Here is a 20,971-nt window from a genome sequence, read left to right as displayed (position 1 = left end):
TTATTCCCGCTTCAGCACCTCCCGAATCCCGCTCAGCCCACCGGCAATATTTTCCAGCTTATCCAGCATCTGCAGGAGCTGGCCGGCGCCGGAATTGCGGAGGTTGTCGAGGTAGGTTTGCTTGATTTGCTGCCAGCGGGCGGCTTGCTCGGGGGTAAGCCAGCCGAGCAGTTCGCGCAGCTTGAGCAGGTTGGCTTCGGTGGCGCTGGTCAGGGTTTGGGCTTCGCTTTCGTAGTGGGCGGCCAGGAGCTGTTCTATTTCCTGGTCGTTCATCACGGGGCGCACTTTCTCGGCCAGCTTGTTCATGTTGCGGTAGGAGCCCTGCAGCTTAAAGGGAGGCTCGGTGCGGTAGGCGTCGGCCTGGGCGGCGCTGACAATGTAGGCGGCATTTACGCGGGCCACCACGTCGCGCAGGCGCAGCAGCTTTTGCAGCACCGCCACGTACTCGTTCAGCTCCTCGGGCGAGTGGTTGCCCTCGAAGCTGAGGCCGTCCTGCTGCCCAGTTTCGGCGAGGCGGATGAGGGCGGGCACGTCCTGGGGGCTTTGGGTGGCCAGCCGACCTAGCGCCGCGTTGCTGGTGAGGGCGTTTTCGAGGTAGGAGAGGCGGAAGGCGTCTTCGGAGCCGGCCGTGAGAATGTCACCGAGGTTGTAGATATCGGCGCGGTTGGCCAGCATGTCGGGCAGCTGGAATACGTCGCCGCTTTCGGTGTAAGGGTTGCCGGCCATCACCACGCACACCTTTCGGCCGCGGAAGTCGTAAGTGCGGGCGCGGCCCTGGTATACGCCTTCAATCTTGCGCTGGGCGTCGCAGAGCGAGATGAATTTCTGCAGAAACTCGGGGTTGCAGTGCTGGATGTCATCCACGTAAATCATCACATTGTCGCCCATCTCGAAGGCTAGGTTCAGCTTTTCCAGCTCCTGCCGCGCCCCGGCATTGGGGGCCTGAGCGGGGTCTACGCTGGTCACGGCGTGCCCGATGGCCGGCCCGTTGATATTCATGAAGATGAGGCCCAGTCGGTTGGCCACGTACTCCATGAGCGTGGTTTTGCCGTAGCCGGGCGGCGAGATGAGCAGGAGCAGGCCCATGAGGTCGGTGCGCTTGCCCTCACCCGCCGTCCCGATCTGCTTGGCCAGATTGGCCCCGATGATGGGCAAATACACCTGGTCGATGAGGCGGTTGCGCACGAAGGACGTGAGCACGCGGGGCCGGAAGTCTTCCAGGCGCATGTCCTCGGCGGCCCGGGCCAGCAGCTGCTTTTTCACCTCCTGAAACTGCTCGTACTGCGCCACCGTGGCGCGGTCGTAGTGCAGCAGGCGGCGGCGGAAATCGGGGAAATTGAGCTGGTAGGTCCGGTCGTCGGCGAGGCGGGCATGAGTGCCCTGGAAGTCGGCCAGCGTTTCGCGCAGGGGGGTGTGCACCACCCGCGCCGAATCATAAGTGCCCGTCAGCAACAATATCGCGCACTCGTTGCAGAAATCCGATAGGGTAGCGGCGGCCGGGGCCTGGCGCAGGTAGGCCTGCAGCCACTGCCGAATCAGGGGCAGCTGGGCGGCGGGCTGGTCCTGTAGGCCCGTCACCGACTGCTGAAACAACTCCGTAGCTTGCCGCTCCTGCAGCTGCTTCTGAAACTGCTGGTACAGCTCGGCGGCTTCGGCGGCAATGATGAAGGTGCCGGTGTGGGTCAGTTCGTGGAAGAGGTAGTCGCCGGCCTCCGCTACTTGGCTTAGCGTGAACAAACCGGTTTGCTCGGCGAAGTAGTCCACGGCCGTTTGCAGTTCGGTTTTCAGCTCGTCGAACTCCTGCGAATCGGGGAAGACCTGGAGCAGCACCCCGATGCCTTGCAGCTGCCGCTCCCAGTGGGCGCGCTGGTCGGGGTCGGCGAAGCGCAGCCAGTAGAGGGCCGCGGCAGCGCGAGTGTCGGCGGGGTAGCGGAGCAGGTCTGCCGTGCGGGTGAGGCGCACCAGGGCCGTGAGCAGCAGGGCCGCGTCGTGGTCGTGCACGCCTTTGAGGTAGCCTTCCTGGTAGCGCGCGCCCATAAACTGCTGTACATAGGCCAGCAGCTCGGCTGGGCTGAGATGGCCCAGCTCTGTTACCGACAGCACGGCCGGACGGCCCGCTTCCGGATCGGCGGGCGCGGGGTGCTGGGCGGCCTGCAAAATGCGCCAGGCCAGAAACTCGGCCCGGTACACGTCCTGGTTTTCCGACACCACGGTTTGCTCCCAGACTGGCCGGGAAGCCAGCAGGGCAGGGTCGGTTATCTTCTGGAAGAAGTTGGTGCCGGTGAGGTGATAGTGCAGGTCGCCGTCGCGCAGCACCACGGTCAGCTCCAGGGGCTGGGTGTTCACCGTGAAGGCATGGGGGCCGAACCTGAGGGTCTGGCCGCCGTCGGCGTAGAGGTCGGCCCGGTCGCGGAGCTGGCGCACGGCGTCCTCACGTAGGGTTTTCAGCCGGCTCTGCACGTCATCCGACTTCACCGAGTCGCCAAGATTGAGTAGGCCCTGGGCCGTCTGGCGCACCTTTTCCACCATCACGTCGGCGGCAAAGTACCCGTTGATGTCGGCCACCGATTCCAGCCGGGTGAGGCGGCTTTGCACCGCCTTCAGCAGCCGCTCGGCGCTTTGCAGCAAAGCCGTGGCGCGCTGGTTGCGGGCGGCTACCAGAGCCGTCTTCTTGGATTCGAAGGCTTCCACTACCTTCTCGCGCCGGGTGGTGAGCTGCTCAATGAACTGGTCGAAGTCGGGGAATTTACCTTCCAGCTCTTCCAGCTGCACCATGAGCTTGGTCAGGTACTCGTCGCACTTGGCGGGCGTGTCGGCCAGGTCGAGGTAGTTGGTGAGGGCCTGTTCCAGCAGCTTGAGCTGGGCGGTAAACTCGGCCTGGGCCTCTGTGCCGGCCAGGGCCTGCCGCCGCCGCTTCAGCGCCGCCCGAATCTGGTTGAAGCGAGCGTACACCGTCGAGATGTTATCGATGATGGCCGTAGTCTGGGTGGGGTCGGGGATGGGCAGGTTGCTCACTACCTCAATCAGCAGCTCCAGCTCCCGGGCCACGGCAGCGGTTTCCTGCTCGCGCTGGTCGGCCTCCACCGTTTTCTGCACCTGCTCCACGCCGTCGGCAATGGCCTGCACGCGCTGGGAGTAGGGTAGGAGGGCATCGGGCCGGAGCAGGAAGTCCACCGTCTGCATAGCCACTTCCTTGCTCAGCTCCTCCAGGCCAACTGCGTGCTTTTCCACGGCTGGCAGCTCCACGTAGCGTAGCTCCTTGAGCGAAATTACCTCGCCCCGCACCCCGCGCAGCTCACCCAGCAGCTGCACAAATTCCGTGACGGTGTCGGGCGCAGAGCGGCGGATGCGGCCGGTCAGCTCGTCGGCTTTCTGGAACCCGGCGGCTGTCTGCTGGGCCGTGTTCTTGCGAATGCTCTGCACCTTCTCAAACTCTTCCACGGCCGCCGTGGCCGTCTGCCGGATTTCGCCCAGGGGCTCGGCCAGGGCCTGAGCGGCCGGCTCCCGCAGCCAATGGTAGCTGTCGGTGAGGGAGGTGGTCTGGCGGATCAGGTCGAGGTAGAGGCCAGCGTAGGAGTCGTCCTTGCTGGTTAGCGTCAGGACTTCCTGCACCTCGCTCATGGCCCGCACAATCTCCTTGTTGCCCAGCTTGTAGAGGTAGGAGTCGGAGGTGACGGGTAGCTGGAAATCCGGGGCAGTGTAGGGCGTCTGCCAGATCTGCACGGCGTGGTGCTTCTTGGGCTCGTCGTCGGCCCGGAAGTAGCACAGCTCCCCGTTCTCAAACAGGGCGTAGCCGTGGCACACAATGGGGTTGTCTACGCGCTGGGCAATGCGGTTGTAGCTCAGCAGCAGGTAGGTGCCCTGGTCCTTGTTGAAGAACACGTACAGAAAATCCTCCCCGTTGGGCGACACCACGCGCTTCTCAAACAGCATCTCGCGCAGACCGTTGTCGAAGAGCTTGTTGTCGCCGGTTTGCAGGTAGAAGCCGTGGGGGAATATCAGCCCTTGCCCGTCGGGCAGCAGCACGCAGGCATCAGCCAGGGCATCGAGGCGTTGGGCGGTTTTGAGCCGGTGGTTGAAGATGAAGTAGCGGTACTGTTGCTCCTGGTAGGGCCGGATTTTGAGCAGAATCAGATTGCCAACTACTGCATAGTAGATTTCTGAGTCGTCTAGCGTCTGGTCCTTGTCGTCCACCGGCTCGCTCAGAATACCCTGCCCGGTGCTGGTGTTGTCCTCCACTTTAATGGTCAGGTCGCCGCCGATGGTTTCCACGAACACCTTGTCCTCGATGCTGATGTGGGGGTGCTTGCCGCCGCGCTGCATGTCGCGGGTGGCGCGCTTCCACTGAAACTCGTGCTGGGGCGGGAAGGTGTACTCGTGGTCGGAGCGGTTATCAATGTAGCTGAGCGCGTCGCCCTGCATCAGCCACTTGAACGTCTTCACATCGGAACTGCTCTTGCCCACCCGGAAGACCATAAACAGGTGCTGCCCAATCAACGCAAACTTCACGAACTGGGTGTTCTTGTAGTAGCGGTAGAGGTTCCGAAACTCCTCCAGAAACTGCGGGTTCTGCAGCATCTCCAGGCCGAGCGGGTGAAATTCGTGCCCGGCATACTCGTACACCCCAAACACGTCGGTCAGGTCCGGCTCAGCCTTCAGCCCCAGCACTACGTTGTACCCGAAGATGAACCGCCGCCCCACCGGCACCATGTCCCAGGCCAGGCAGTTGTTTTCGGTAGTGATGCGGCCGGTGCCCAGCAGGCGCGTGTCCACGGCCCCGAACACCTGCTTGCGCTCGGTGTTCAGCGCGTTCAGGCGCTGGCGCAGTTCGGCGCTGCTCTTATGCAGGCGGTTGCGGAGGATTTCGTAGGTGCCGGTTTCGAGTTGGGTAGTCTGTTCCATAAGGGTAGCGCCGGGCTAAGCTAGAGCTAAGACTAGCAACTAGTTCCCCTCCTCACCTGAGGAGGGGCTAGGGGTGGTTGAATAATCGTTGAAGGACAGACTAATTCTAGTTACTAGCTCTAACTTTTCAACCACCCCCAACCCCTCCTCAGCTGAGGAGGGGAGCTAGCTTTAGTTTCTAGCTGGGGTAATTAGTTGTTACTTCAGCTCCAGCATCCGGGCGGGCTTGTCGCCGATGCCCAGGGCTGTGGCCGTGCTGGCCAGCTGGGTGATGGTGCTGCGGGTAGCATCATCCCCGGCCTGGTTCATCATCTTCAGCAGGAGGGCCGACACACTGAGGTTTTTGATTTCCTCACTGCTCAGACCGAACTGATCCACGAAGCGGCGAAGGTTGGTTTTAAAGTCTCCGCCGCCGTCCAGGGAGAAGAAAGCGTCTTTCACGGTGCCCAGCACTTCGCTGTTGTGCACGGTGCGGTCCACCATCTTGCCCTTGGTAATGGAGCCGATGATCTGGTCGAAGAACATCGTTTCCCCGCCCACGATGTCGATTTTGGCGGCTTTGAGTGCCTCGCCGATAACCTCGGCCTGCGAGGCAGCAATGTCCTTCTGAATGCTGATCTGGGCCAGCTCCACCGACTTGTCCTTGTCTAGGCGCAGCTTGAACTCCTCGTGGTCTTTGCCCACCCCATCGAGCTTTTTCATGGCGTCGGCCTTGGCTTCGATGCCTTTGGCTTCCACCGCAAACTTCTGCTCCGACACGGCGGCTTCCGCCAGCCCTTTCTTCTGGTCCGCATCGGCGCGGGCTTGGATGATGTCGGCGTCGGCGAGGCCTTTCTCGCGGTTTACTTTGGCGGCAACCATGCCCAGCTTCTCATCGGCCTCGGCCTGGGCCCCGGCTTTCGACTGGATGGCCTGCGCCTCGGCGGCGGCGGTGAGCTGGAGCACGTTGGCTTCGGTCTCGCCTTCTTTCTGGCGGGCCGTGGCTTTGGCCTGCATCACCTGGGCCTCGGCCAGGCCCACGGCCGTGGCTTTGCTGGCTTCGGCTTCGGCCAAAATCCGGATGGCCTGGCCCTTAAACTCGGCCGAGGCTTTTTCAGCTTCTGCATCAATGAGGGCCTGCTTGGCGCGGAACTCCGCGGCCTGGCGCTCCATATCCGCGCTGCCCACCATGGCCACCGTGGCCGATTCCGTTTCCTGCTTGGCGGCCGTAATGGCCACCAGCTTGTCGCGCTCGGCCAGGGCCTGAGCCCGGGTATCCTTGATTTTCTCTTCTTCCTGAACGGTAGCTTTTTCCACTACAATCCGCTCCCGGATAATGGTCTGGATGTTTTTCTTTTCTTCTTCCAGGGCCTTTTCCTTTTCAATCTGGGCCAGGGCCACAATCCGCTCCCGCTCGTTGGCTTCCAGGGCTTTGGCCTGGGCCACGCGCTCAGTCTCCACGGCATCGGTGCGCTGCTTGTTGCGCTCGGCCACCAGCACCTGCCGGTCGCGGTTCTGCTCGGCTATGCCCACTTCCTCCTCGGTGGTGATGCGGGCCCGCTCGCCTTTCAGCTTTTCCTCCTGCTGCACTTTTTCCGTCTCGGCCTGCTCCCGGGCCCGGATGTTGGAAATCTCGCGCTTCTGCTTTTCCTGATTCTCAATCAGCTGCTTGTCCAGCTGCAGAATGGTCTCCTGGGCCTCCACGTCCTGCTTCTTGATGGTTTTCTGCATCTCGCGGGCAATGGAGTTGGCCTGGATTTTCTGCTCCGAGGTCAGGGCCACAATCTTCTTGATGCCCTCAGCATCCAGAATATTATCTTGGTTCAGGGCCGCCAGGGGCGTCTGCTCCAGGTAGTCAATGGCGCAGTCGTCCAGCACGTAACCGTTCAGGTCGGTGCCGATGATGCGCAGGATTTCGAGCTTGAACTGCTCGCGGGAGTTGTAGAGCTCAATGAAGTCGAACTGCTTGCCCACGGTTTTCAGGGCCTCGGAGAACTTGGCGTCGAAGAGGTTTTCCAGGGCGGTGGGGTCGGAGGCGCGGCGGCAGCCGATGCTCTGAGCCACCTGCACCACGTCATCGTGGGTTTTATTTACCCGCACGAAGAAGTTCACCTTCACGTCGGCGCGGAGGTTGTCTTTGCAGACCAGGCCCTCGGAGCCGCCCCGGGCTATTACCATGTTTTTCAGGGTGATATCCATCACCTCCAGCTTGTGGAGCACTGGCACCACGAAGATTCCGGAAAACGAAACCTTGGTGTCGCCCAGGCCTGTGCGCACCAGGGCCTCGCCCTGCACGGCCTTCTGGTACATTTTAACGACGATGGCAATAAAGCCCAGCAGCAGGACGGCGACGATGACAATCACCGCCAGGGAAAGTTCTTCTAACATGTAAGTAGGGGTAAGGGTAGAATCAAGCGGGAAAGAGAAGAATGAGGCACAGACCTGAGCAAGAGTTCAGGCACCGAAAAGGACAGGATTACTCCAGGATTGCAAGCAGAATTTCGAGCACGAAGCATAGCGCCTCCAGCCATTGGCCCAGCTTACCTGGCTTGCGCGGGGGACGGGCAGACATGGGTTCAGTATAGCAGGGGTTAAATAGTCTCGTAGGGTTCAATCAGGTAGCAACGCCGCACGGCGTCATAATCAATCACCAGGGCGGCGTCGCCCTTCCGCAGCGGGGCGGTGGACGAGGCGGCTCGCACGTTCAGCACCAGCGGGGAGCCGTTCAGCAGGCGTACACTGGCCTGGCCCATCTGCTCCCGGCTGGTAGGCAGCAGCACCGTGCATACTTTGCCCAGGGGCTGGCCGCCGGCATCCTGGTTTTTCTCCATGGCCGCAAACAGGTGCACAAAGGGCGTGGTTAACACTTTGGCCATCAGCAGGCTACCGAAAAGCAGCGGCACCAGGAAGAGCAGGCCCAGTAGCAGGGAGGCATTGCCCAGGTAGTGGTTGAGCAGGATGCTGCCCACCCAGAGCGGGAGTGCCACCAGGCTGAGGAACACCATCAGCGGCACCCGGCCCAGGTTAAAAAACACCAGGGCGTTGTTCAGCCAGTCCACCCCCGTGCCGGAGGTGCCGTCCGCGTGGTGCCCGGTGTGCACCTCGTGGTCGGTGTCCAGGTCCAGGGTCTTGAAATCGATAAGCCCCAGGATAACGGTCATCCAGTACAGCAGCACAAACACCAGCACGGCCGTGGGGCCGATATTGGGCGGGGAAACAGCGGCGTGGAGAAGTTCAGTCATCGGGAGAAGGGGGCAGGGTAAAGGTAGGGAGGCAGGGCAGGGTTCCGCGCACCTCACAGGAAGGAGATGCCTGTTTATTCCAGCCCTAGTTTGGATTTAAGCGCTTTGAGGTCCTCGCATACCTGGCCGGCGCCGTGCAGGTGCAGGGCCTTGTCGATTTCCTGATCCAGAGTGCGGCTTTCCAGGGCAATCTGCCCATAGGATTCGGCCAAGGCTTCTTCCGTGGCCACTTTTTCCTTCATGCGCTCCAGCAGGGTAACCGTGCCGGAAGCATCCAGCTGGGCCAGCTGCTGATTGATGGTTTTGGTAGCGGTGCTCACCGTCACCCGGGCTTTCAGGGTCTTGAGCTCATTGTCCCACTGGCTGATGGTTTGCTTGAGCTGCTGCACGTTTTGGCTAAGCTGCTGGGCCGAAGTCTCAAACTTCTCCTGGTCCTGGGCGGCCCGGGAGGACTGGGTTTCGTGCTGGTTTTTTTTCAGCAGGGCCTCGGTGGCCAGGCGGTCAGCCTCAGCGGGCTCCAGCTCCTGCCGGTGCGCTTTCTGCAGCAGCAGCACGGCCTTGTTTTCGTAGTCCAGGGCGCGGCTACGCTCGGTTTCGGCGTCGTTGCGGGAGCGGATAGTCAGAGCTTTCACCTCGGCCAGGGCGTGCAAGGCCTTGTCCAGGTCCTGGCGTAGGTCGCGCAGGCCCTGCTCGGTCATTTTAATGGGGTCCTCCAGCTGATTGACGGCAGAGTGAGCTTCGGCCTGGCCGATTTTGAAGATGCGGTTGAATAGGTTCATGGCGTTAGGCGGTTGGGGTTTTAGAAAACGCAATCAGCTCGTCGCTGAACTCGCTGAGCAACAAAGCCAGGGAGTTAAAGACGGCCTCCAGTTCGGGCCGGTTGAGGTGCTCCAGCTGGAGCGTATCGCGGAAGATGACCTTGCGGCCGGTTTCATCCAGCACAAAGGCTCCGTGAATGATGTCGCGGTTTTTCTGCAGCAACTGCTGGTAGATCTCACAGTTAGGCTCGGGCAGATCCAGCAGGTATTGCTCCATAATAAGGAGCGGCTCCCCGCAGCCCAGCACCAGGTGCTCAATACCCAGCTCGGGCTTGCTGACCACCATCAGGTTGGCGGCTGCATCCACGTGCCGGATATCGAAGCCCAGCTCCAGCAGGTAGTTCTGAATTTTCGGGAAGTAGTGGTTGGCCATCTATATATATAATGTATGCGGAGGAAACTCAAGCGGAACACGGAGGCAAGCCCCGAATGAAAACCAGCCAGTACCGGGGGGGTATTCCTACGGCTCAAAAAAATAGCGCCGTTTTAAATGGTTTGGAACTAATGTGGTAGCTTTACGCTACAAGAGTACTCAAAGTTTTAGAATCGCTCAAGTTTTGAGCTTAATTTATTTTTCGCTGATGTCTTACGTCGGAAAGAACATTCGCAAGATCAGAACGGTCAAGAAGCTGAGCCAGGCCGCTTTTGCGGAGCTTTTTGGTCTGGCCCGGCCCAGCGTGGGTGCCTACGAAGAAGGCCGCTCCGAGCCAAAAATGGAGACGCTTATTCAGATTGCTCATTATTTTGGCTTGTCGGTAGATCTGCTACTAACGAAAGAACTTACCGTAAATGAGCTCTACCACTTCGATATATTCCAGCAGCACGGCGCCACCGAAACCGCCGCGCCGGAGCAAAGTACAGCCCTGGCCGACCTGCAGAGCGCAGTTACACCCTTTGTGCCCGCTGACCGCCTGCTGGAATACATTGTGCAGCATCACAAGGCTTCCTTTCTTGATACCTTGCCCCAACTGACCTTTCCACATAAGCTGGGCCCCACTACCCGGGCGTTTGAAATTGTGGGTGCCGAAATGCAGCACCAGCAGCAGGGTCTTCGCCACCAGGACGTGGTGCTCTGCCGCCGTGTAGATCTGGTGGAGCCTACGTTGCGGGTGCATAGGGTCTACGCCTTCCTTACCCAAAGCCGCCTGTTAGTTCGTCGCTTAGCGGAGCGTTTGCCTAACAATACCGTGCGCCTGCGCGCCGACAACCCGGATTATGGCGCAGAAGAGTTTGTCCTTGACCAGGCCCTGGAAATATGGGAGGTGAGAGGGGTTTTCACGATGCACTTGCGGCCGCCCTCAACGATAGAGGCGCGGATAGCTCGCTTAGAGAGCCAGATTGAAGAGCTTCTGGCTCGCTTGGGATAGCTACAATTTGGGAATTATCCCCATTCAGGGGCAAGTAGCAGCGTCATTAGGCAAGCTTCAAAGGGTGAGGTGGTCTAGAAATGATGGACAGAAGAAGGACGTATATTTCTTCTGGTATGGCAACCAAAACCAGCGGGGAGTCGCCCGACAAACGGCGTAAGTACGATGAAGCCTTCAAGGCGTAGGCCTTGCGCCTGCCCCCGAGAGCCGTAGCACGCAGGCCGCGGCCCAGCAGCTGGGCATCAGCCCTAAGTTAATCTATCGCTGGCAACAGGCCCAGGTGGTGGCGGCCCGCCCCACCAACAACTAAAGGCACACGCCGGCTAGGTCGTTGTGGCCTTTAATCGCCCCCGTGACTACTACAGCGTGCCCACCTACGCCATGTACATTCTGGTACGCCGATTGGAATTCATGGACCCAAAAACCGGGAAACGAATTGTGATCAAAAACCAATGGATGTGGAACATTTCCAACATCACAGAGCTGGGGTAAGCCATGGCTTATAAGTAAAGATTATGCTAAGTGCCTTCTTGCGAGCTTCTCTATTTCCGTCCGGCTAGGCACCACAAGGGCCCATTGCCGTCCACAAGCCCGCTGCTATGCTGATAGGGCGCCCGATGCAGGCTGATACGAACTGCCCGGGCATACAAAAAGGACCGGCGTCTAACGCCGGTCCTTTTTGTATGCTTTTCTTAAGAGCTTATTCCATTGCTAGGCATATAACCTGACCATCTGCTGTGCCGCCTATTTAACATCGGGGGCCAAGCGAGCATAGTTTAGCTCCTGAATAAGTACGCCTGCACTTGACTTGATTTTGAGTTTGGTGAGCGGCTCATGGGGGAAGTAGAGCTCGGTTAACACAGTCAGGCCACTATCAGCAAAGAGCTCAACGGACGTTGCATCAAACAACAGCGTCAGATCACCCCCGGGGGTTACCGCCCGCCGGGGCCCGGCGTGACGGCCCGGAAACTTGTCGCTGAAAGCGACCATGCCGGACTTGCTGCGGTCTATGTAGTAGGCATTGGCCTGCTGATCAAACCCAATAACCAGCTCCTCACCCCGGCTATTAGAAAGGACCAGGGAAAAGTCCTTCAGCAACTTAGTGCTGAGCTTGAGCTGAAACTTGTCGCCCAGGTTGGGCAGCCGGCTGCTCAGGTCCAGCTCCTTCAGCACGGCCAGCTTTTGCAGCCTTACGCTGCCGGCCTGCAGCGCCTGGCTTACTTCCTTTACGGGCTGCGAGGTAAGCCATACGTCCTTACCTACCTGGCGCAGGGCCAGCTCCCGGGGTACCGTCATGGCGTTGCGCCAGGGAGAAGTAGGGACCTGGTTGGCATACTCCCAGTTGCTCATCCAGCCCTGGAAAATGCGCCGCGCGCCAGTGTTAGCGTAAGTCACGCCGGCGTAATCGTCCTTGCCGTAATCCACCCATTTGGTCTTGGTGTCGGCGGGCGTGAACGTCCGGCCATCAAACTGCCCCATAAAGTACTGGGTGGCCGAGCCGCTGTTGGGGCCGCCGGGATTGATGCTCACCAGCAGCACCCAGCGGGTTTTGCCATCCAGCGTGAGAGGGAACAGATCGGGGCACTCCCACACCCCACCGTGGGCGCCCAGCTTTTCGCCAAACTCGCTTTCCTTGGTCCACTCCTTCAGGTTGGGGGAGGAGAAGAAGGTGATGCGGTCCTTGGTGGCCAGCGTCATTATCCACTTTTTGCTGGGGGCATGCCAGCTTACTTTCGGGTCGCGGAAGTCGGGAATGCCGGGGTTGCTGAGTACCGGGTTGCCCTCGTACTTGGTCCAGGTTTTGCCCTCGTCTAGGCTGTAAGCCAGGCTCTGGTACTGGTGCTTGTCGGTTTTCTTTTTTTCCTCCTCGGCGTTGTGGTGGGTGAAGATAGCCACCATAGGTACCTGCCCGTTTTTGCCGAAGCCGGAGGTGTTATTTTCATCCACGACGGCGCTGCCCGAGAAAATCCAGCCCAACTTATCGGGGAACAAGGCAATGGGCTGCTCCTGCCAATGCACCAAGTCCGGGCTGGTGGCGTGGCCCCAGTGCATGGGTCCCCACTCCATGCCATCGGGGTAGTGCTGGAAGAACAGATGATAGGTGCCCTTATAGTACACCATGCCATTGGGGTCGTTCATCCACATTTTGGCCGGGCTGAAGTGGTAGGCCGGGCGGAACTGGGGCGTAGCCGGGGGTATGGCCGGCTTGGCAGCCGGAGTCTGGGCCTGGCTTAACTGAACTGTAAAAGCCAGGAACAGGGCTAGCAGGAGGCTGTTTTTCATGGTATTCGGAGAAGAGCAAAATAGGATAAAGTTTGGGCCTGGTTTCTTCAGAGCGCCGCGCGCTCCTGCCGCAACTCCTGCACATCAGCTTCACTGATGACCGGCGTAGCCCCCAAGTGGGTAGCCACCAGCGCGCCGGTAGCGCAGGCAAACCGCAGGTTCTCGCCGGGTTCCTGGCCCGCCCGCCAGCCTTTCAGCAGGGCTGCTAGAAAGGCATCCCCACTACCAATGGTATCTTTTACTTCCACGGCAACGCCGGGGGCGCGGTATAGTTGGTTGTTGGTCCAGAGCAGGGCGCCGTCGGCGCCGCAGGTGACGCACACACCCTGCAGGTCAAATCGGGCGGCGAGCCACTGCATGGCGGCGGCGGGGTCGGTTTCCTCGCCAAACCAGCTCATGATTTCCGCCAGCTCGTGGTGGTTCATCTTCACCAGGTCGGCTTTGCCCAGCAGGTATTTCACGACTTCTTTGGTGTAGTGCGGCGGGCGCATGTTCACGTCGAAAACCCGGAACCGGGCGTGCTCCAGCAGGCGGTAGAGGGTTTCGCGGGAAGCCAAGCTGCGGGCCGCCAGGCTGCCGTACACCAGCATATCAGCCTGCTCCACCAGCTCGTCCAGGGCCGGCTCGTGCTGGATGTAGTCCCAGGCCACGGGGTGCACAATTTTGTAGGTCACCTCGTTGGCATCATCCACATTGGCCTTTACCACGCCGGTGAGGTGGGTTTTGCCAAGCTGTACATACTCGGGGCTGATGCCTTTGGATGTCACGAACTCCACCAGCTCGGTGCCCAGGTCGTCGTCGCCCACGCGGGTGATGAGCTGAGCGGACACCCCCAGTTGATTGAGGTGAACGGCTACGTTAAACGGCGCCCCGCCGGGTTGCTTGCCCGTAGGCAGCACGTCCCAGAGGATTTCGCCGAAGCAGACTATGTTTTTAGACATGAGATGTTAAATAAAGACCAATTGTGATTGTCATGCTGAGCATGGCGAAGCATCTCTTCTGCTTCGTTCGCATGGCAGAAGTTACTGTAGCGGTAGAGATGCTTCGCCATGCTCAGCATGACGGTCAATGCTTAGTGGATAACCAGCGTTTTTTCCAGTTGCTCCAAGGAGGTGCCTTTGGTTTCCGGCATGTAGCGCCACACAAAAATTAACTGCAGCACCATCATCGAGCAGAAAAACAGGAAGGTGTGCCCGCCGCCCAGCTTCTCGGCGAAATAGGGGAAGGTAAAAGCAATGATGGAGGCCATCACCCAGTGGGTGGAAGAGCCCAGCGCTTGGCCTTTGGCCCGCACGGTGTTGGGGAAGATTTCGGAGATGAAGACCCAGATAACGGCGCCCTGGGAAAAGGCGAAGAAGGCTATGTACACGAAGAGCAGCACCGGTACCATCATGCCCCCAAACTGCTGCAGGTAGAAGGCGCGGGAAACCAGCCCCAGCGTGGCTATCAGCCCAACCGAGCCGATGAGCATGAGCTTGCGGCGGCCAAACCGGTCGATGAAGTTCATGGCCAGCAGCGTAAACAGAAAATTCACCAGCCCGATACCCGCCGAGGAGAGCAGGGCCGAGCCCTTGCCCAAGCCCGTCATTTCAAAAATGCGCGGGGCGTAGTAGATAATGGCGTTGATGCCGGATACCTGGTTGAACACGGCAAAGAGCACGGCCAGCAGCACCGGAGCGCGGTACTGGCGGGCAAACAGCGACTCGCCTCCGCCGGCTTCATCCAGGGCATTGGCCGTCAGAATGCTGTTCACATCCTGGTTGGCCGTGGCCGGGTCTATGCGGTGCAGAATGGCGCGGGCTTCCTCCACCATGCCGCGGCCCAGCAGCCAGCGGGGGCTTTCCGGCACCCGGAACAAAAGCAGGAAAAACGCCAGGGCCGGCAGGGCCTGCACACCCAGCATCCAGCGCCAGTCATTTTCGCCGGTGCCGGTCAGCAGGTAGTTGGAGAGGTAGGCTACCAGAATACCGAATACAATATTGAACTGGAACATGGCCACCATGCGGCCCCGGCGGGCGGCCGGCGACACCTCCGAGATGTACAGGGGAGCCGTAACGGAGGAGGCGCCTACGCCCAGGCCACCCAGGAAACGAAAGACCAGGAAGGCCACCCAGCTGGAGGTAAGGGCGGCCCCTAGTGCCGACACCAGGTACAGTACGGCAATAATAATGAGGGTTTTGCGGCGGCCCAGCTTATCAGAGGGCACTCCCCCGAACACGGCCCCGAACACTGTCCCAATCAGGGCAATGGCAATGGTGAAGCCGTGCTCCACGGTGCTCAGGCCCCACAGCTGCTGAATGGCCTTCTCAGCTCCGGAAATCACGGCGGTATCAAAGCCAAATAAAAAGCCTCCCAGCGCAACCACCAGGGACCAGAAAAAGACGTTGCTATTTTTCACTGCGGTATTTGAATGCAGAAGGCGGGGCGCTGATGACAGCAGCCAGCTTTCTCGTTGATTTTTAATTCCCTTATCCCACGCAAGCCATTGCGCAGCTGGGTACTATTGAGCCGGCACAGGCGGCTTCGGCGGCTTCGCGCCCGGGCCGTGTGGGGGCGCCGGTTACCCACCATAACCGGCCGCCCGGCACCAGCAAGCGAAGTGTGCCCTTACCCACATTTTCCGCCGCGCCCACCTGCGCCAGCTCACGAACAACAGGGCCTGTTACCAGCCCGGATTCTGCTTGTACAGGCCTTTGCTGAAGTTGATCTGGTTGATAGGAATAGGCAGATACTCGTCGCGGCCTTTCGTGAACCGGGCGTCCTGCAGATACTGGCGGCGGGTTTTCTCCACCGTGAAGTAGTTGTTCAGGTACTCCGCCGCAATGCCCCAGCGCACCAGGTCAAAGAAGCGGTAGCCTTCCATGGCAAACTCCAGGCGGCGCTCAAAGCGCAGGGCTTCGCGGGCGTAATCCTGCGTCCACTTATCGGCTGGGTATAGGCCAATCTTGTAGTTGGAGGTGGCCTGTCCGTCTTTCTGCCGGAGCATGGCCGTACTGTTCTGCGCCCGCTGCCGGATCTGGTTGATCAAAGGCAGCGCTTCGGCCGGGCGGTTGAGCTCAATCAGGGCCTCGGCCTTCCACAGCAGCACATCGGCGTAGCGAATAAGCGCCCAGTTCTTGGAGGTGCTCATGAAGGGCGGGTTCTTCTGGAAGCTGGGGTCAGAAGGCAGCACGGTTTCCTTCATCGACATAAAGTAGCCGTACACCTGCGGCACGCGCACCCAGGAATTGCGGAATACAAAGCTGGGGTCGTACTTGTAGGGGTGGCTGTTGATGGCCACCGTGTGGTCCAGGCGGGGGTCCACGGTATTCTTTTTAAAGTCGGCGGAGTCCGAGAGGTTGCCGCTGGTGTTGAAGGTGCTGAACAGGGGCAGGCCCTGCGCATCGGTCTTAAAGGCATTCACCAGGTTCTGGCTGGGCTGGTGGAAGCTGCAGCAGCCGTAGTCCGGGTTCATGGGGTAGTTCAGCTCGTTGCCGCGCTGGGTGCGGCCTTTGGGCGTGCCGTCGTTGCGGGAGAACTGAATGGCAAAGACCGACTCGGACCCGTTGTCGCCGGAGGACAGGAAGTTGGTGGCGAAATCCTGGTGCAGGGAGTACTTGCCCGAGCTGATAACCTCATCTGTCAGCCGCACCACTTCCTCCAGCTTGGCCTGGTCGGTGCCCGTAACGGCGTGGCTCTCGTTCTGGGTGTAGGCGGCATACAGCAGGGTTTTGGCCAGGTAGGCCTGGGCAGCGGACTTGGTTACGCGGCCGATTTCGGGCTGGGAGGCCGGCACGTTGGCTTCGGCAAAGCGGAAGTCCTCGGCAATCTTGTCCCAGAGCTGCGCATTGTTCAGGGCCACGTTCGACACCTTGCCATAGTCCGCGGTGGGTATGGTTTCGTCAATGTACGGCACCTGTCCGAAGAGCTCCTTCAGCAGAAAGTAGAAGTGGCCCCGCAAAAAGCGCATTTCGCCCTGGCGCACGGCCTTGTTGGGCATTTCTGCCTCGCTCACCGCGTTCAGGCGGCGCAGGGCATCGTTGGTGCGTGAAATACCGATGTAGAGCAGGAACCACACCTCGTCGGTGTTGCCGATGTCGGGGCGGTTGAAGGTGAAGGTTTCGTAGAAGTGGAAGGCGTCCACGTCGCCGGTGCCGCCGCCGCCCTTGTAAGCGTCGCCGCCCCGGATGTTGCCGTAGGGCCACATAGAAGTGTAGGGCGCCCGGTACACGTCGTTGCCGAGCTGGGAATAGGCCGCAATAACCTGCTTCTCAATGTTGGCGGGCGTATTCAGGTCCTCGTCGGCCAGGGTGCCTTTGGGTGATACGTCCAGGAAATTCTTATCGGAGCAGCTGAAGGAAACGGCCAGCAGGGAAACCACCAGCGCGCAGGTTTTTATCGATTTCATGATGAAAAGGCAGGAGTGGTTAGAGGGAAATGTTCAGGCCCGTGGTGAAAATGACCGGAATGGGGTACTGGTAGTTGGTCACTTCCGGATCAGGCGTGGAGAGTTCCTTGCTCTTGATGGTAAAGAAGTTCTGACCCTGCACGTACACGCGGGCGCCCTGCAGCTTTACCTTGCTCACCACACTCTCCGGCAGACTGTAGCCCAGCTGAATATTGCGCAGCTTCAGGTAAGAAGCGTTTTCAATGAAGTAGGTGGAGGCGCGGCCCTCGTTGTTGGTGTTAATCAGCGAGGAAGCCGGAATAGAGGAGCCCGTGTTGGTAGGCGACCAGGCATCCAGGGTGCGCTGGCCCCAGTTCTCGCCGGAAACAAAGGAGAAGTCGGTGCGGAATTTCACGTTGTTATAAGCATCCAGCCCCTGCACGCCCTGCATAAACAGCTGCAGGTCAAATCCTTTGTAGCTGCTGCCCAGGTTCAGGCCGTAGATGAAGTCCGGGGTGGCTTCCGTAATCCAGGTCTGGTCGAAGTTGTCAATCTTCCCATCCTTGTTCAGGTCCTCGTAGCGGATGCGGCCGGGGGCGGCACCCGTCTGGGTGGCATGGCTGGTGACCTCTTCCGCATTCTGGAACAGGCCGTTGGCCACGTAGCCGTACACGGCATTAACTGAGTGGCCCAGGCGCGTTACGTCCTGCCCGTTGCCGCCGTAGGCGTTAATCACCTCCGCCGGCAGGAAGGTCAGCTTATTGCGGTAAGAGGACAGGTTGCCGGTTACGCTGTAAGTCAGGCCGCTGCTGAGCTGGTTCTGGTAGCCCAGCTGAAACTCCCAGCCCTTGTTTTCTATGGAGGCCCCGTTCACGAACTTGTCGCCGCCTTCGCCCACTGAGCCGATGTAAGGTAGGTTCACCAGAATGTCCTTGCTGTTCTTTACGAAGTAGTCTACGGAGCCCGTCAGTTTGTTATCCAGCAGGCCAAAGTCAATGCCATAGTTGGTCTGGGTGGTGGTTTCCCACTTCAGCTGGTCGTTGGGCTGCTGCACGCGGCGGTAGCCGGAGGGCAGGTTGCTGTTGGTGCCGTAGATGTCGTAGGCCGTGCCTCGGTCGTACTCAAAGTTGGGGTCCTGAATACCCAGAATCGACTGGTACAGGCCGCGGGAAGCAAAGTCGGCAATATCCTGGTTACCCGTCTGGCCCCAGCCTACGCGCAGCTTCAGATCCGACACCATGGGGGCCGTGTTCTTCACGAAGGCTTCCTCGCTCAGGCGCCAACCCGCCGATACGGCCGGGAACACGCCAAAGCGGTTGTCCTTACCAAAGCGGGAAGACCCATCCCGGCGCAGCGTGCCCGACAGCAGGTAGCGGTCCAGGAAGGAGTAGTTTACTTTCCCGAACAGGGAGGCCAGGCGGTAGGCCGTGCCCGAGCCGCCGTTGTTCTGGTTGGCCGCGCCGGCATCCAGGAAAACGTAGTCGGGGTCTTCGCTGGCGAAGTTGGTGCGGGAGGCAAAGAAGCTCTCGTAGTTGTAGCTGATCCGCTCGTGGCCGGCCAGCAGGTCCAGCTGGTGCTTGTCGCCCAGGTTCAGGTTGTAGTTCAGGGTGTTCTGCAGCACCCAGTTGCCGTAAAACCGCTCGTTCTGCGTTACCCGGTTGTTGGCCTCGGAGAGGTAGCCGGCGCGGTAGGTTTTGTAGATATCCCGGAACTTGTACAGGGTATAGTCAATGCCGAGGCTGCTGCGCAGGTGCAGGCCTTTCAGCACCTCCAGATCGGCAAACATATTACCGAAAGCCCGGCCGCTGTGGGAGCGGTTCTGCTTGCTGTCGGTAAGCACGCGCACGGGGTTGTCGCGGTCGGCAATGCCCGATACGGGGCCGCCCCAGCCCACGCCATCCACGGTGCGCACCGGCACAATGGCCAGCAGCTGGCTGCTCCGGTCGCGCACGTAGTCAATGCCCACTTCCGACTGCCGGGTTTTAGCCAGCGTCAGGTTTTCCCCGATTTTCAGCTTGTTATTCAGGAAGCTGTAGTCGGAGTTCAGGCGGGCCGTCATGCGGTCCAGGCCGGTGTATTTCAGCGTGCCTTTGTTGTCGTAGTAGTTCAGGGAAAGCAGCATGCCGCCCCGCTCCCCGCCATTGGTCACGTTCAGGTTATAGCTCTGAATGATGCCGTTTTGCTGGGTCTCATCAAACCAGTTGGTATCGGCGGTGCGCATGGTTTTCTCCGCATCCAGGAACTCCGGCACTGTCACGCCATCCAGCACCGGGCTCCCGTTGGCATCGGTGCTCGACTGGAAAGTGTAGAAGGGGCTGTTCGGCGTGATGCCGTCATTCACCGAGGCCTGCCAGTACACCCGGCCGTAGTCCTGGGTGTTGAGCATTTCAATGTGCTGGCCAGGCTTCTGCACGGTGAGGAAAGTGGAGAAGTCCACCCGGCTGACGCCCTTCTTGGCCTTCTTGGTGGTGATGATAATCACCCCGTTGCCGGCGCGTGAGCCGTATATGCTGGCCGCCGAAGCATCCTTCAGCACCTGTATCGACTCAATATCATTCTGGTTGATCTGTCCGATGCCTTCCTTGGTCGGGATGCCGTCAATGACATACAGCGGATCATTATTGCCGAGCGTGCCGAAGCCGCGAATGCGCACCTGGGCATTGCCGTTGGGCGAGCCGTCGGTGGTGATGTTCACGCCGGGCACCCGGCCCTGCAAGTTGCGCACGGGGTTGGAAGAAGGCAGGTCCCGTACCTCATCAATCTTTACCACGGCTACGGCCCCGGTCAGGTCGGCCTTTTTCTGCACCTGGTAGCCCGTAACCACCACCTCATTCAGGGCCGTCACATCGGGCGCCAGGGCTAGGTTGAAGGTGGTTTTACCCGCTACAGCTACTTCCTGCGTTTTGTAGCCGATAAAGGAAAAGAGCAGGGTAGCATTTTCCGGGGCATTAATGGTAAACTCCCCCTCGGGGCCGGTGGAGGTACCCACGGTAGTGCCTTTAACGACGACGGTTACCCCGGGCAGGCCGGCGCCTTTCTCATCGGTAACACGGCCGCTAATGGGCGTGTCGGCCCGGCGGGCATCCGCTGTTCTTGGCCGCATGGCTTCTGCTTGCACAGCCCCCGGAAAAGCCAGCGGTGCGGTAGTCAGTAGCGACAGAAACAATGCCTGCCGTACTATGGGTCGAGTTTCTTTCATGGGAAGTTGGGGGAGGGGAGTTGGGAAGAAGAGGATGGCCGGCAGATGCGGCTTTGGTGCGGGTGGGGTTAGCCGGAAACAAAAAGGCCGTGCCCACCCCAGGCACCAGGAGCACTGGTGGCGCGAAGGCCGGCACGGCAAGGAGCAAGGGGGAGGCGGAAGTTTTCACGACTGATCTTTTGCTCAAAGCTCAGTCAAAAGCTTACCGAAGGCTTGCTCTATTCATTCAAACTCTTCCACATTTTAGACTTTTCATTTTAAACTCATTACTAGTTGATAATAAGATACTTGACAAAAGTACGTATCATTCACATTAGCCTTGAGTTTTAATTTTGATACCCGATTTTCACTTTTTGAATCATAGGCTGGGCGTAGTATGCAGGGCCCGGAACTCGGACGGGGATACCTGGTAGCGGGCCTTGAATGAAGTGGAGAAGTAGGAGGGGGAGGAGAAGCCCAGCTGGTAGGCTACTTCGGCAATGGTCAGCTCATCGGTCAGCAGCAGCTGGCGGGCCTTGGTTAGCCGCACCCCCTGAATGAACTCGGTGACGCCGGTACCTAGCACCGCTTTGACTTTGCGGTAGAGCTGCACCCGGGAAATGCCCATACTGCGGGCCACATCTTCCACGCTCAGGTCGGAGCGGGTCAGGTTGGCTTCCACAATAGCGGTGAGGTCGGCCAGGAATTTCTGGTCTACCCGCTGAGGAGCCACTGTGGCCGTATCCACCGACAGCTCCCGCCGGAAATGCTCGCGCAGCTTGTCGCGGTTGCTGAGTAGCGTGCGCACGCTCTCCAGCAGGAAGGCCGGGTTGAAG

At 59.8% G+C, this 20,971-nt stretch carries 13 protein-coding genes; 2 read left to right on the top strand and 11 right to left on the bottom strand.

What is annotated here, in order from left to right; genetic code table 11:
* The 5 genes from PK28_RS17885 to PK28_RS17865 all read right to left on the bottom strand — a co-directional run bounded on the left by PK28_RS17885 (position 1) and on the right by PK28_RS17865 (position 9,314).
* Positions 1–4,902: a DNA repair ATPase gene (locus PK28_RS17885; protein WP_044518110.1), complete on the bottom strand. Its 4,902-nt coding sequence runs from the start codon at positions 4,900–4,902 to the stop codon at positions 1–3.
* Positions 4,903–5,100: 198 nt separating this feature from the next.
* On the bottom strand, positions 5,101–7,269 hold the full coding sequence (locus PK28_RS17880) for a flotillin family protein (protein WP_044518107.1): 2,169 nt from the start codon (positions 7,267–7,269) through the stop codon (positions 5,101–5,103).
* 203 nt (positions 7,270–7,472) lie between these two features.
* Complete coding sequence (locus PK28_RS17875) at positions 7,473–8,123, bottom strand: DUF1449 family protein (protein WP_044518104.1); 651 nt, start codon at positions 8,121–8,123, stop codon at positions 7,473–7,475.
* A 74-nt stretch (positions 8,124–8,197) separates the two neighbouring features.
* The gene (locus PK28_RS17870; RefSeq protein ID WP_044518101.1) at positions 8,198–8,902 is read right to left on the bottom strand and encodes a PspA/IM30 family protein; all 705 of its coding nucleotides are present in this window, start codon (positions 8,900–8,902) and stop codon (positions 8,198–8,200) included.
* Between the two features lie 4 nt (positions 8,903–8,906).
* Complete coding sequence (locus tag PK28_RS17865; RefSeq protein WP_044518099.1) at positions 8,907–9,314, bottom strand: CesT family type III secretion system chaperone; 408 nt, start codon at positions 9,312–9,314, stop codon at positions 8,907–8,909.
* Positions 9,315–9,522: 208 nt separating this feature from the next.
* On the opposite strand from PK28_RS17865, the gene PK28_RS19640 reads away from it, so the two are divergent.
* Complete coding sequence (locus PK28_RS19640; RefSeq protein WP_082017258.1) at positions 9,523–10,308, top strand: XRE family transcriptional regulator; 786 nt, start codon at positions 9,523–9,525, stop codon at positions 10,306–10,308.
* A gap of 333 nt (positions 10,309–10,641) precedes the next feature.
* Complete coding sequence (locus tag PK28_RS20615; protein WP_156126562.1) at positions 10,642–10,800, top strand: hypothetical protein; 159 nt, start codon at positions 10,642–10,644, stop codon at positions 10,798–10,800.
* A gap of 252 nt (positions 10,801–11,052) precedes the next feature.
* On the opposite strand, the gene PK28_RS17855 is transcribed toward PK28_RS20615, so the two are convergent.
* From PK28_RS17855 to PK28_RS21050, 6 genes are all read right to left on the bottom strand, one after another.
* Positions 11,053–12,591, bottom strand: coding sequence for a glycoside hydrolase family 32 protein (locus PK28_RS17855; protein ID WP_044518097.1), 1,539 nt, complete (start codon positions 12,589–12,591; stop codon positions 11,053–11,055).
* 47 nt (positions 12,592–12,638) lie between these two features.
* A complete protein-coding gene (locus tag PK28_RS17850) occupies positions 12,639–13,532 on the bottom strand; it encodes a carbohydrate kinase family protein (RefSeq protein WP_044518095.1) in 894 nt (297 codons plus the stop codon).
* A 131-nt stretch (positions 13,533–13,663) separates the two neighbouring features.
* On the bottom strand, positions 13,664–14,989 hold the full coding sequence (locus PK28_RS17845) for a sugar porter family MFS transporter (RefSeq protein WP_044518092.1): 1,326 nt from the start codon (positions 14,987–14,989) through the stop codon (positions 13,664–13,666).
* A gap of 264 nt (positions 14,990–15,253) precedes the next feature.
* Positions 15,254–16,978, bottom strand: coding sequence for a RagB/SusD family nutrient uptake outer membrane protein (locus PK28_RS17840; protein WP_044518089.1), 1,725 nt, complete (start codon positions 16,976–16,978; stop codon positions 15,254–15,256).
* A gap of 19 nt (positions 16,979–16,997) precedes the next feature.
* Entirely contained in the window at positions 16,998–20,156 is a 3,159-nt protein-coding gene (locus tag PK28_RS17835) for a SusC/RagA family TonB-linked outer membrane protein (RefSeq protein ID WP_052430621.1), read from the bottom strand.
* Positions 20,157–20,514: 358 nt separating this feature from the next.
* Entirely contained in the window at positions 20,515–20,763 is a 249-nt protein-coding gene (locus tag PK28_RS21050) for a helix-turn-helix transcriptional regulator (RefSeq protein WP_231576266.1), read from the bottom strand.
* Between the last annotated feature and the right edge of the window lie 208 nt (positions 20,764–20,971).

It is taken from the genome of Hymenobacter sp. DG25B (assembly GCF_000801315.1).
In the GTDB taxonomy this organism is placed as follows: Bacteria; Bacteroidota; Bacteroidia; order Cytophagales; family Hymenobacteraceae; genus Hymenobacter.
Note: the sequence above shows the minus strand (reverse complement) of the source record. Positions and strands in the feature narration are given on the sequence as shown.

Coding starts and splice junctions, on each gene's coding strand:
- PK28_RS17885 (WP_044518110.1), bottom strand. CDS start 4,902: ATGGAACAGACTACCCAACTCGAAACCGGCACCTACGAAATCCTCCGC.
- PK28_RS17880 (WP_044518107.1), bottom strand. CDS start 7,269: ATGTTAGAAGAACTTTCCCTGGCGGTGATTGTCATCGTCGCCGTCCTG.
- PK28_RS17875 (WP_044518104.1), bottom strand. CDS start 8,123: ATGACTGAACTTCTCCACGCCGCTGTTTCCCCGCCCAATATCGGCCCC.
- PK28_RS17870 (WP_044518101.1), bottom strand. CDS start 8,902: ATGAACCTATTCAACCGCATCTTCAAAATCGGCCAGGCCGAAGCTCAC.
- PK28_RS17865 (WP_044518099.1), bottom strand. CDS start 9,314: ATGGCCAACCACTACTTCCCGAAAATTCAGAACTACCTGCTGGAGCTG.
- PK28_RS19640 (WP_082017258.1), top strand. CDS start 9,523: ATGTCTTACGTCGGAAAGAACATTCGCAAGATCAGAACGGTCAAGAAG.
- PK28_RS17855 (WP_044518097.1), bottom strand. CDS start 12,591: ATGAAAAACAGCCTCCTGCTAGCCCTGTTCCTGGCTTTTACAGTTCAG.
- PK28_RS17850 (WP_044518095.1), bottom strand. CDS start 13,532: ATGTCTAAAAACATAGTCTGCTTCGGCGAAATCCTCTGGGACGTGCTG.
- PK28_RS17840 (WP_044518089.1), bottom strand. CDS start 16,978: ATGAAATCGATAAAAACCTGCGCGCTGGTGGTTTCCCTGCTGGCCGTT.
- PK28_RS17835 (WP_052430621.1), bottom strand. CDS start 20,156: ATGAAAGAAACTCGACCCATAGTACGGCAGGCATTGTTTCTGTCGCTA.
- PK28_RS21050 (WP_231576266.1), bottom strand. CDS start 20,763: ATGGGCATTTCCCGGGTGCAGCTCTACCGCAAAGTCAAAGCGGTGCTA.